This window comes from Paraburkholderia sp., assembly GCF_036488505.1.
GTDB lineage: Bacteria > Pseudomonadota > Gammaproteobacteria > Burkholderiales > Burkholderiaceae > Paraburkholderia.
On sequence record NZ_DASXHN010000309.1, the window covers coordinates 1 to 12,085 of the forward strand.

Annotated in this window: 8 protein-coding genes; 6 read left to right on the forward strand and 2 right to left on the reverse strand. The window is 63.5% G+C overall.

What is annotated here, in order from left to right; all coding sequences use genetic code 11:
- From aceE to lpdA, 3 genes are all read left to right on the forward strand, one after another.
- On the forward strand, window positions 1-2,610 hold a 2,610-nt coding region (gene aceE, locus VGH68_RS18505), incomplete at its 5' end, for a pyruvate dehydrogenase (acetyl-transferring), homodimeric type (protein ID WP_331605124.1).
- Between the two features lie 81 nt (window positions 2,611-2,691).
- Window positions 2,692-4,347, forward strand: a complete 1,656-nt coding sequence (gene aceF / locus VGH68_RS18510) for a dihydrolipoyllysine-residue acetyltransferase (RefSeq protein WP_331605125.1) — start codon at window positions 2,692-2,694, stop codon at window positions 4,345-4,347.
- A gap of 142 nt (window positions 4,348-4,489) precedes the next feature.
- Entirely contained in the window at window positions 4,490-6,301 is a 1,812-nt protein-coding gene (gene lpdA / locus VGH68_RS18515) for a dihydrolipoyl dehydrogenase (protein WP_331605126.1), read from the forward strand.
- A 421-nt stretch (window positions 6,302-6,722) separates the two neighbouring features.
- Here the strand turns inward: lpdA and VGH68_RS18520 are convergent, their stop codons facing one another.
- A complete protein-coding gene (locus VGH68_RS18520) occupies window positions 6,723-7,295 on the reverse strand; it encodes a phasin family protein (RefSeq protein WP_331605127.1) in 573 nt (190 codons plus the stop codon).
- A 774-nt stretch (window positions 7,296-8,069) separates the two neighbouring features.
- Between VGH68_RS18520 and pbpG the strand changes: the two genes are divergently transcribed.
- A complete protein-coding gene (gene pbpG, locus VGH68_RS18525; protein WP_331605128.1) occupies window positions 8,070-9,260 on the forward strand; it encodes a D-alanyl-D-alanine endopeptidase in 1,191 nt (396 codons plus the stop codon).
- A 127-nt stretch (window positions 9,261-9,387) separates the two neighbouring features.
- Here the strand turns inward: pbpG and VGH68_RS18530 are convergent, their stop codons facing one another.
- Complete coding sequence (locus tag VGH68_RS18530; RefSeq protein ID WP_331605129.1) at window positions 9,388-10,203, reverse strand: IclR family transcriptional regulator; 816 nt, start codon at window positions 10,201-10,203, stop codon at window positions 9,388-9,390.
- Window positions 10,204-10,381: 178 nt separating this feature from the next.
- Here VGH68_RS18530 and VGH68_RS18535 point away from each other — a divergent pair, with 178 nt between their 5' ends.
- Both VGH68_RS18535 and VGH68_RS18540 read left to right on the forward strand, forming a co-directional pair.
- Window positions 10,382-11,104 (forward strand): (Fe-S)-binding protein, encoded by a 723-nt coding sequence (locus tag VGH68_RS18535; RefSeq protein ID WP_331605130.1) that lies wholly within the window; start codon window positions 10,382-10,384, stop codon window positions 11,102-11,104.
- Window positions 11,105-11,254: 150 nt separating this feature from the next.
- Window positions 11,255-12,085 (forward strand): LUD domain-containing protein (locus VGH68_RS18540; RefSeq protein ID WP_331605131.1); only part of this gene is annotated, 831 nt, incomplete at its 3' end.

A 12,085-nucleotide genomic window follows, 5' to 3' on the forward strand; every position in this document is an offset into this window, starting at 1 on the left:
CTGGATGGCGTGATTTCTGCTGTGGGCCCCGATCGCGCCCACTACCTGATCGAAAAGCAAATCGAATTTGCTCGCGTACACGGCGAACATCTGCCGTTCTCCGCCAATACGCCGTACATCAACACGATTCCGGTCGCGCGCCAGGCGAAGATCCCCGGCGACCAGGACATCGAACACCGTATCCGCTCGTACACCCGCTGGAACGCGATTGCGATGGTGCTACGCGCCGGCAAGGACACCAACGTCGGTGGCCACATCGCGTCGTTCGCGTCGGCAGCCACGCTGTATGACGTCGGCTTCAACCACTTCTGGCACGCGCCGTCACCCGAGCATGGCGGCGACCTCGTGTTCGTGCAGGGCCACTCGTCGCCGGGCGTCTACTCGCGCGCGTTCCTGCTGGGCCGCCTGAGCGAGCAGCAGCTCGACAACTTCCGTCAGGAAGTCGGCGGCGAGGGCATCTCGTCGTATCCGCATCCGTGGCTGATGCCGGACTTCTGGCAATTCCCGACCGTGTCGATGGGTCTCGGCCCGATCATGGCGATCTACCAGGCCCGCTTCATGAAGTACCTGCAGGCGCGCGGCATCGCGAAGACCGACGGCCGCAAGGTCTGGGCCGTCCTCGGCGACGGCGAGACCGACGAGCCCGAATCGCTCGGCGCGATCGGCATGGCCGGCCGCGAACGGCTCGACAACCTGGTGTTCGTGATCAACTGCAACCTGCAGCGTCTCGATGGCCCGGTGCGCGGCAACGGCAAGATCATCCAGGAGCTCGAAAGCGAATTCCGCGGCGCGGGCTGGAACGTGATCAAGGTCGTGTGGGGCAGCCGCTGGGATGCGCTGTTCCAGCGCGACAGGTCGGGCGCGCTGATGCGCCGCATGATGGAAGTGGTCGACGGCGAATACCAGACGTACAAGTCGGAGTCGGGCGCGTTCGTGCGCGAGCACTTCTTCAACACGCCGGAGCTGAAGGCGCTGGTCGCCGACTGGTCCGATGAAGACGTGTGGAACCTGAATCGCGGCGGTCACGACCCGCACAAGATCTACGCGGCATTCTCGGAAGCGACCCAGACCAAGGGCCAGCCGACCGTCATTCTCGCGAAGACGATCAAGGGCTACGGCATGGGCGAGGCCGGCCAGGCGATGAATATCACCCACCAGCAGAAGAAGATGCAGGTGGATCAGTTGAAGAAATTCCGCGACCAGTTCCGTTTGCCGATTTCCGACGATGAGATCGGCAACGTGCCGTACCTCAAGTTCGAAGAAGGCTCGAAGGAACTCGAGTACATGCGCAGCCGCCGCCAGGAACTCGGCGGCTATCTGCCGGCGCGCCGGCAGAAGGCGCAATCGCTGCCGGTGCCGGAACTGGCGGCGTTCGAACCGCTGCTCAAGGGCACGGGCGAAGGCCGCGAGATCTCGACGACGATGGCGTTCGTGCGGATCCTGAACATCCTGCTGAAGGATAAGGCGCTCGGCAAGCGGATCGTGCCGATCGTGCCGGACGAGTCGCGTACCTTCGGCATGGAGGGTCTGTTCCGTCAGATCGGTATCTGGAATCAGGACGGGCAGAAGTACGTGCCGGAAGATTCCGACCAGCTGATGTTCTACCGCGAGTCGGAAACCGGTCAGATCCTGCAGGAAGGTATCAACGAAGCCGGCGGCATGGCCGATTGGATCGCAGCCGCGACGTCGTATTCGACGCACGGCGAAATCATGATCCCGTTCTACATCTTCTACTCGATGTTCGGCTTCCAGCGGATCGGCGACCTCGCGTGGGCGGCCGGCGACATGCGCTCGCGCGGCTTCCTGCTGGGCGGCACCGCGGGCCGCACGACGCTGAACGGGGAAGGTCTGCAGCACGAAGACGGTCACTCGCTGCTGTGGGCGGCTTCGGTGCCGAACTGCATCAGCTACGACCCGACGTTCGGTTACGAACTCGCGGTCATCATGCAGGACGGTCTGCGCCGCATGGTCGCGGACCAGGAGGACGTGTACTACTACGTCACGGTGATGAACGAGAACTACGAGCACCCGGCGATTCCGCAGGGCGAGACCGTGGCGGCGGACATCATCAAGGGCATGTACTCGTTCAGCAGGACCGCGGCCGAGAAGAAGACGCCGCACGTGCAGCTGATGGGCGCGGGCACGATCTTCAACGAAGTGATCGCGGCGGCCGACCTGTTGAAGAATGATTGGGGCGTCAACGCCGACCTGTGGAGCGTGCCGAGCTTCACCGAACTCGCGCGCGAAGGTCATGAAGTGCAGCGCTGGAACATGCTGCATCCGAGCGAAGAGAAGAAGCTTTCGCACGTCGAGAAGCTGCTCAAGGATGCGCCGGGCCCGGTGATCGCGTCTACCGACTATGTGCGTGCGTTGACCGAGCAGATCCGCGCGTTCGTGCCGCAGAAGTTCGTCGTGCTGGGCACCGACGGCTACGGCCGTTCGGACACGCGCGAAAAGCTGCGTCACTTCTTCGAAGTCGATCGCTACTGGGTCACGGTCGCCGCGCTCAACGCGCTGGCGGACGAAGGCACGATCGAACGCAAGGTGGTCGCCGAGGCGCTCAAGAAGTACGACCTTGATCCCGCCAAACCCAACCCGATGACCGTCTAAGGCATCACCCGTGTGCCGTGGCGCGCCACCCGCTCCTCACCGCAGGGGCGGGGGGCGCGCGCGGCCCAGGAGACACTAACAATGAGTCAAGCGATCGAAGTCAAGGTGCCGGACATCGGCGATTACAAGGACATTCCTGTGATCGAGGTGCTGGTGAAGGCGGGTGATACCGTCGAGAAAGAGCAGTCGCTCGTGACGCTCGAGTCCGATAAGGCAACGATGGACGTGCCGAGTTCGGCGGCCGGCGTCGTCAAGGAAGTGAAGGTCAAGGTCGGCGACAACGTGTCGGAAGGCACGCTGATCGTGATCGTCGACAGCGCTGAAGGTGGTGCCGCTGCGCCGGCACCGGCGCCGGCAGCCGCGCCGGCTCCTGCTGCGGCGCCAGCGCCTGCGGCCGCGCCGGCCGCGAGCGGCGGTGGCGTGCAGGAAATCAAGGTGCCGGATATCGGCGACTACAAAGACGTTCCCGTGATCGAGATCGCGGTGAAGGTCGGCGATCGCGTCGAGAAAGAGCAGTCGCTCGTGACGCTCGAATCCGACAAGGCGACGATGGACGTGCCGAGCTCGACGGCCGGCGTCGTCAAGGAAGTGAAGGTCAAGGTCGGCGATACCGTGTCGGAAGGCTCGGTCATCGTGGTGCTCGAAGCGGACGCCGGTGCCGCGGCTCCGGCGCCCGCGCAGAAGCCGTCGGCCGAGAAGCCGGCTGAGAAGCCGGCCGACGCGCCGGCTCCCGCACCAGCCGCGCCGGCACCGGCTGCCGCGCCGTCCGCGCTGGCACAGGCGCCGTCGATTCCGGCAGGCGAGGGCGGTTCGCGCCATCCGAGCCATGCGTCGCCGTCAGTGCGCAAGTTTGCGCGCGAACTCGGCGTCGACGTCGGGCAGGTGAAGGGCACGGGTCCGAAGGGCCGCATCACCCAGGCCGACGTGACCGCGTTCGTCAAGGGCGTGATGAGCGGCCAGCGTGCCGCGCCGGCTGGCGCCGGGGCACCCGCAGGCGGCGGCGAGCTGAACCTGCTGCCGTGGCCGAAGATCGACTTCACGAAGTTCGGTCCGGTCGATCCGAAGCCGCTGTCGCGCATCAAGAAGATTTCGGGCGCGAATCTGCATCGCAACTGGGTGATGATCCCGCACGTCACCAACAACGACGAAGCGGACATCACCGAACTCGAAGCGCTGCGCGTGAAGCTGAACAAGGAACACGAAAAGGCCGGCGTGAAGTTCACGATGCTGGCGTTCGTGATCAAGGCCGTGGTCTCCGCGCTGAAGAAATTCCCGAGCTTCAACGCGAGCCTCGACGGCGACAATCTGGTGTTCAAGCAGTACTACCACATCGGTTTTGCCGCTGACACGCCGAACGGCCTGATGGTGCCGGTGATCCGCGACGCCGACAAGAAGGGCCTCGTCGACATCGCGAAGGAAATGGCCGAGCTGTCGAAGGCCGCGCGCGAAGGCAAGCTGAAGCCGGACCAGATGCAGGGCGGGTGCTTCTCGATCTCGTCGCTCGGCGGCATTGGCGGCACGCACTTCACGCCGATCATCAACGCGCCGGAAGTCGCGATTCTCGGCCTGTCGCGTAGTGCGATGAAGCCGGTGTGGGACGGCAAGCAGTTCGAGCCGCGTCTCACGATGCCGCTGTCGCTGTCGTACGACCATCGCGTGATCGACGGTGCGGAAGCTGCGCGCTTCAATGCGTACCTGGGTGCGATTCTTGCCGATTTCCGGCGTGTGATTCTTTGACCGGCTGATGACGCATGGCGGCGCGGGTGCGGATCGCTTCGATTGATCCGCGTCTCGCCGTCTGCGCGTCCTGCGCATCTGGCGCGCGTTGCGCTCGTGGTTGGGCGCGACTCATCACCGATCAATAAGAGAAGGGGACACCATGAGTCTCGTCGAAGTAAAAGTGCCGGACATCGGTGACTTCAAGGACGTCGACGTCATCGAAGTCAACGTCAAACCGGGTGACGTCATCGAGAAAGAGCAGTCGCTGCTGACGCTCGAATCCGACAAGGCGTCGATGGAAGTGCCGAGCGATACGGCCGGCACCGTCAAGGAAGTGCGTATCAAGCCGGGCGACAAGGTTTCGCAGGGCACGGTGGTCGCGCTCGTCGAGGCCTCGGCCGGCGGCGCGATCGCGCCGGCCCCGGCGGCCAGGGAGCCTGAGAAGGCAGCAGCGCCGGCGCCTGCCGCTGCCGCACCGAACGCAGCCGCGCCGGCGCCTGCCGCTGCCGCACCCAAGCCAGCCGCACCGGCACCGCAGGCCGGCAGCTATGCCGGCGGCGCCGATATCGAGTGCGACATGCTCGTGCTCGGCTCCGGCCCCGGCGGATATTCGGCTGCGTTCCGCTCGGCCGACCTCGGCATGAAGACCGTGCTGGTCGAACGCTATTCGACGCTCGGCGGCGTGTGTCTGAACGTCGGCTGCATCCCGTCGAAGGCGCTGCTGCATACCGCGCTCGTAATCGACGAGGCGGCTGATCTCGCGTCGCACGGCATCACGTTCGGCAAGCCGCAGATCGATCTCGACAAGCTGCGCGACTTCAAGTCCGGCGTCGTCAAAAAGCTGACCGGCGGCCTCGCCGGCATGGCGAAGATGCGCAAGGTCGAAGTCGTGACGGGCACCGGGGCGTTCGTCGATCCGTATCACATGGAAGTGCAGACCGAAGGCGGCAAGAAGGTCGTGAAGTTCAGGCAGGCGATCATCGCCGCGGGTTCGGAGGCGGTGAAGCTGCCGTTCATTCCGGAAGATCCGCGGGTGGTCGATTCGACCGGCGCACTGGAACTGCGTCAGATCCCGCAGCGCATGCTCGTGATCGGCGGCGGCATCATCGGCCTGGAAATGGCGACGGTGTACTCGACCCTCGGCGCGCAGATCGACGTGGTCGAAATGCTCGACGGCCTGATGGCCGGCGCGGACCGCGATCTTGTCAAGGTCTGGGAAAAGTACAACAGCGAGCGCTTCGCGAACGTGATGCTGAAGACCAAAACGACGGCGGCCGAAGCGAAGGACGACGGCATTTACGTGTCGTTCGAGGGTGACAAGGCGCCGGCTGAAGCACAACGCTACGACCTCGTGCTGGTGGCCGTCGGCCGTACACCGAACGGCAAGCGGATCGGCGCCGAAAAAGCCGGTGTCGCGGTGACCGATCGTGGTTTCATCGACGTCGACAAGCAGCAGCGCACGAATGTGCCGCATATCTTCGCGATCGGCGATATCGTCGGTCAGCCGATGCTCGCGCACAAGGCGGTGCACGAGGGGCACGTGGCGGCGGAAGCCGCGCATGGCGAGAAGGCCTACTTCGACGCGATGCAGATTCCGTCGGTCGCTTACACCGATCCTGAAGTGGCATGGGCCGGCCAGACCGAGGACCAGCTCAAGGCTGCCGGCGTCAAGTTCGGCAAGGCGGTGTTCCCGTGGGCCGCGTCGGGTCGCGCGATCGCCAATGGGCGCGACGAGGGCTTCACGAAGCTGCTGTTCGATGAGGAAACGCATCGTGTGATCGGCGGCGGCATCGTCGGGCTGAATGCGGGCGATCTGATCAGCGAAGTGTGCCTCGCGATCGAAATGGGCGCGGACGCGACCGACATCGGCAAGACGATCCATCCGCATCCGACGCTGGGTGAATCGATCGGCATGGCCGCGGAGCTGTACGAAGGCGTTTGCACTGACCTGCCGCCCGTCAAGAAGAAGTAACGCTCATTGCTGCGCGCGACTCGCGATAGGCGCGCGTAGCCAAGTAGCCAATTAAGGCGACTAACAAACACGGCGCGCTACTTATGGAGCGCGCCGTTTCTGTTTGTGCGGCAGGAGTTGCTGCGGTAGACCCGTCGTGACATTCAGATGGCGAAGCAGGGAACGGCATCGCATATGACTGGACGGCACGGCGCGATCAGCGGCAAAAGGCGGGCAAAAAAGGCGGGCAAAAAAATCCCGGCCTGGCGACCGGGCAAACGATACGTCATTTCAACGTATCGGAGCGTTCGGCCAATCAGACCGTGTGAGCGGCTACGGCACGACGCTGTTGCTTGCGAAAACGCCGGCGCAGCAGAGGTGCTGGGCCGGCGTGAAGGTGACGCCGTCAGAAGCCCGGCGTGGGGTGCGAAAGACTTAAGGCTTAGACCGGCTTCTTGGCCGCGCGCGATGCTTGCGCAGCGGCTTGCGAGGCAGCCTTCGACGCGGCCGTTGCGGCTGCATTGAAGTTGCTTTCAGCGATTTCGACAGCCTGGCGAGTTGCCTTGTGCACCGTTTCGTACGTCGTGTTGGCGGCGGTGATAGCCGACTTCATTACGGCGACAGCGGTTTCCGAGCCGGCCGGTGCGTTCTTCGCGACGTTTTCGACGAGTGCCTGGACCTTGCGGTTTTGCTCTTCGAATTGCGCTTCCGCTACACGGGTGAATTCACCTTGCGTTGCCGAAACGATTTCATACACGTGACGGCCATACGACAGCGCCTTCTCAGCGACCGGCTGTGCAAGGCTCGCTTGCAGTGCCAGCAGTTCCTGCGCGTCCTTCACGGACAACGCGCGTTGGGCGTTTTCCTGGCTTTCGGCGAGCGTCGACTTCACAACTTGGAGATTGAGTTCAACCAGCTTTTCGACGCCTTCAAATGCTTTGGTCGTCAGGCCGAACAGGGTTTCGAAGTTGGCTTTCTGGGCTGCGGCGAATTGCTCAGGGGTCAGCAGAGTCATGGTTTACGCTCCTGGATTGCGGCCTGTCTGTGCGACCGCATTGGGTTAGTGGCGAGACTCACGATTGATCGTCTGCCCGGACCGCGACGTATTGTGCATCGCAGCAATGCTTCTCATTGTAGGGCGGCTGGAAAGAATGTCAAGAGTTTTTTGTGCGCCGCACAATATTAAGAAAACGCCGAAGAAACAGCATGTTATCGCAACTCTGTCAGGAATATCACGCGGGAAAACCTTACCCGCTGCACCGCATTTAAAAGACGCAAAAACTGCGGACTGCATTGCAGGATCAGGCAATTTTTACCGAGCGTACGCGCAGTGCGGGCAGCGTGCTCGGCCGGGTACAATCGGTCGCCGTCGAAGGCGGTAACCGTGAACTCGTGTAAACCGCCCGGTGCGACGGAACGTTAAGAGTCCATGACAGTCGAATGCGCGTCAGCGATCTTCGGCAGGCGCTTAACAGCGCCGTCGCGAGAGCGCCACGCATGCATGGCATGGCGGCGAGACGGCCGCCGCTATTCTCACCGTGTTACCCCGAATCAAGCTTGTCTCGACAGTGCCGTTATTCTGCGAGGATGGCCCGATCCATGCGGGCGGCAAGGGCACGGCATGGCCGGCGACGACCGTTTTTCGGGTCGGAGCGCCGCACTTATTGGTGTATTCGCGATCGGAGCTTACAAGCCGGTTTAAGGAGCGCGTATAAGTGCTTCAAATTGCTAATTTTTCGTTGCTTTACTACACTTGCGGAAACCTCTCGCCGCTCCTTATCTAACACCCATGAAAACCGACATGTTTTCGTCGCTGAAAGTGATCCACGGCGCGGCGCGCGCCACCGCTCTATCGGTGGCCGTCTTGGCCGTCGCGGCGGCGCTTGCTGCGCCCGTCAGCACTTTTGCAGCCACTTCTGACACACACACCAAATCTTCCAGACACGCGAAGGCCGCTAAAAAGCCCGAGCCGGCAGTCGCCACCGCGAAGGTGTCGGGCCGCGCGGCGAAAGCCGGCAAGGAAGCGGCCGTGAGAACCGCCGCAGCCGAGGAAGATGCGCCGCGCGCCGTCGTCAGGCGCAAGCGCGTGACGTTCGTGGCAAACGGCCGCCACCATTCGGTCGTGCGCCGGGTTGCGTATGAACCGCGCCCGCCGTCGGTCGGCCAGGCGTTCGGTCTACATGAAACGCCGGATGCGCTGATGCTGCGCTCGAGTGTCGCTTATGTGATCGATCAGAGCAGCGGGGAGCCGCTGTTCGACAAGAATTCGCACGCGGTGGTGCCGATCGCGTCGATCACCAAGCTGATGACCGCGATGGTCGTGCTCGATTCAAAAGCGCCGATGACCGAGCAGATCGAAGTCACCGATGAAGACCGCGACTACGAGAAGAACACGGGGTCGCGCTTGTCGGTGGGCTCGGTGCTTTCGCGCGAGGACATGCTGCACATTGCGCTGATGGCGTCGGAAAACCGCGCGGCGGCGGCGCTGTCGCGTTACTACCCGGGCGGTCGTCCGGCGTTCCTCGCGGCGATGAACGCGAAGGCGAAGCAACTCGGCATGAGCGACACGCACTTCGAAAACCCGACCGGTCTGACGAGCCAGAACGTGTCGAGTGCGCGCGATCTGGCGAAGATGGTCAACGCCGCGTATCAGTATCCGATGATCCGCAGGTTCTCGACCGATCACAGTTATGAGGTGTACACCGGCAAGCGCACGTTGGCCTACAACAGCACCAATGCGCTGGTGCGCAATCCGACGTGGGACATCGGTCTGCAAAAGACCGGCTTCATCAACGAAGCGGGCGAGTGCCTCGTGATGCAGGCGACTATCCATGGCCGTCCGATGATCATGGTGCTGCTCGACTCGTCGGGCAAATACTCGCGCTTCGCGGACGCGTCGCGTCTGCGCACGTGGCTCGACAACGGCGGCGATCAACAGCCACGCATCACGAGCGCCGATGCCGGCGGTGCGGGTACGTGAAGCCAGATTGAACTCGCGGCCGCCTCGTACAGGCCGGCCGCGACCGGCGCACCAAGACAAAAAGCCTCGCTAATGCGAGGCTTTTTGTCAGTGCAGGCGCCTGGACGAATCCGCGGCGGCGAGCGCGTCACGGATGCTGCCCGTGGTGCTGACGCGACTGATCGTGCTGTGTCTGCGGCCGATAGCCGAGCGATTCCGAAATCATCAGCGCCGTCTGGCTCAGTTGCCCCAGCCACGAATCCTGCAAACGGTCCGCCGGCGCCGACAGCGACAGGCCCGCGACCAGCTTGCCGGTATCGTCGTAGATGCCCGCGGCGATGCAGCGCACGCCGAGTTCCAGTTCCTCGTTGTCGCGCGCGCAGGCCTGCTGACGCACGTGCGACAACTCGCGCTCGAGTTTCGCCAGATCGGTGATGCTGTTTTGCGTGTGGCCGGACAGGCCGGTGCGCGTGGCGTAGGCGCGCACGCGGGTTGTTTCGTCGGCGGCGAGAAAGAGCTTGCCGACCGAGGTGAGATGCAGCGGCGCCCGGCCGCCGATCGCCCGCACCACCTGCATGCCGGAGCGCTCTGAATACGCGCGCTCGATATAGACGATCTCGTCGCCCTGGCGCACCGACAGGTTCACCGTCTGCCCGGTCTGGCGGTGCAAGTCGCGCATTGGCGTGAGCGCGGCGTCGCGTACCGACAGGCGCGCCTTCACCAGATTGCCGAGCTCCAGCAGGCGCATGCCAAGACGGTAGGTGCCTGGATCCGAGCGGTCGACGAGCCGGCACATCACCATGTCGTTCAGGATGCGGTGCGCGGTGGACGGGTGCAACTCCGTGCGCAGCGCCAGTTGTTTCAGGCTGACCGGGTCGCTATGCGCTGCCAGTGCGTCGAGCAGGCGCATCATGCGTTCGATCACCTGGATCGAAGTTTTGGGATCCGGGTTGGTATCGCTCATATGAGATCGTTGGATACGTCAAATAGCGAAAACTGATTGTATCTCGTATGGTGAAAAAAGCGAACGCGCTTTCGACGCGGTCATTCAACCGGCGCGACCTGTGTCCTATGCCTTCCGGCACGTTGGTATCGCACCGCAAACAGCGGATAATCAGGGACGTTTCCCGGAAGGAGGGCTCATGCGAGTCGGATTGTTCATCACCTGTCTGATCGACCTGATGCGTCCCGAGATCGGTTTTTCGGTCATCAAGTTGATCGAAGGCGCCGGTTTCGAGGTCGTGGTGCCTCCCGCGCAAACCTGTTGCGGGCAACCCGCGTACAACTCGGGAGACCGCCGTCTCGCTCGCGATCTCGCTGAAAAAACGCTGCGCGAATTCGAACAGTTCGACTACGTGGTGGTGCCGTCGGGCTCGTGCGGCGGGATGATTCGCATGCACTACGGCGACCTGTTTGCCGACGATCCCGACCTGATGAACCGCTTCGGCCGCCTGCGGGCCAAGGTGTTCGAGCTGACCGATTTCCTCGTCAACGTGGCGAAGGTGCAATTGCAGCCGCGCGAAGGCGCGGCGCAGGTCACGTACCACGATTCCTGCTCGGGCTTGCGCGAACTCGGTGTCAAGACGCAGCCGCGCGAACTGCTCGCCCAAGTGGGCGTCGCGGTGACGGAGATGAAGGGCTGCGAGCACTGCTGCGGTTTCGGTGGCACGTTCGCGGTCAAGTACGGCGATATCTCCACCGCGATCGTCGACGAAAAATGCACGAACATCGCCGCGAGCGGCGCGGGCACGGTCGTGCTCGGCGACCTCGGCTGCATGCTCAATATTGAAGGGCGGCTGCGGCGCAATGGCGATTCGACCACGCGCGTGCTGCATATCGCCCAGGTGCTGGCCGGCGACGTATAGTCCGCGCGCAGTGCCCGGGGCCCGCGGCGCGCGCGTTCGGCCGGCGCCCGCTCCCGGTTCTCGCCGTTGCCCGGTCTCCCGGCCATTCTACGCATTGCGTCGCGCGCGAGTCCGCGCCGCGTTTTTGGATTCGATTTCACCAAGGCCGCCATGCAAGTTCAATCAATGCAGTTCAAGGCTCGCGCCGGTCAGAAACTCGCCGACCAGCGTCTGCAACAGAACCTGACGAAGTTGTCCACGAAGTTTGTGTCTGCGCGGGCGGACGCGATGACCGCGATCGACTTTCCCGCGACGCGTGAGGCGCTCAAGGAGCGCCGCGATCGCGCGCTCGCCGATCTCGACGTATGGCTGGAAATCTTCGAGCGCGAGGCGAGCCGCCGCGGCGTGACGGTGCTGTTCGCCGAGACGGCGCACGAAGCCGCGCGGCTCGTCGGCGATATCGCGCGCAGGCACGACGTAAAGAAGGTGATCAAGACCAAGTCGATGGTCACCGAGGAAATGCGCCTGAACCACGTGCTCGGGCAAATGGGAGTGCAGTCGATCGAAACCGATCTCGGCGAATACATCCTGCAGATCAATGACAACGAGCCGCCGAGTCACATCATCGCGCCGGTCGTCCACAAGGATAAGGACGAGATCGCCGACCTGTTCGCGAAGACGCATGGCCGGCCGCGTCTGACCGAGATCACCGACATGACCCGCGAAGCGCGCGAGATGCTGCGTCCGCACTTCATGACCGCGGACATGGGCGTGACCGGCGGCAACTTCGTGGTGGCGGAGACGGGTTCGGTTGTGCTGGTCACGAACGAGGGCAACGAGGGCATGTGCACGGTGATGCCTCGCGTGCATGTGGCGGTGACCGGCATCGAAAAGGTGTTGCCCACGCTGGAAGATCTCGCGACTGCAATGCGTTTGCTGCCGCGCTCGGCAACCGGTCAGGCGACGTCCAACTATTTCTCCGTGCTGACCGGGCCGCGCGGC

Excerpts from the sequence above, each read along its gene's own strand:
- aceF (WP_331605125.1), top strand. The coding sequence starts at position 2,692 with ATGAGTCAAGCGATCGAAGTCAAGGTGCCGGACATCGGCGATTACAAG.
- lpdA (WP_331605126.1), top strand. The coding sequence starts at position 4,490 with ATGAGTCTCGTCGAAGTAAAAGTGCCGGACATCGGTGACTTCAAGGAC.
- VGH68_RS18520 (WP_331605127.1), bottom strand. The coding sequence starts at position 7,295 with ATGACTCTGCTGACCCCTGAGCAATTCGCCGCAGCCCAGAAAGCCAAC.
- pbpG (WP_331605128.1), top strand. The coding sequence starts at position 8,070 with ATGAAAACCGACATGTTTTCGTCGCTGAAAGTGATCCACGGCGCGGCG.
- VGH68_RS18530 (WP_331605129.1), bottom strand. The coding sequence starts at position 10,203 with ATGAGCGATACCAACCCGGATCCCAAAACTTCGATCCAGGTGATCGAA.
- VGH68_RS18535 (WP_331605130.1), top strand. The coding sequence starts at position 10,382 with ATGCGAGTCGGATTGTTCATCACCTGTCTGATCGACCTGATGCGTCCC.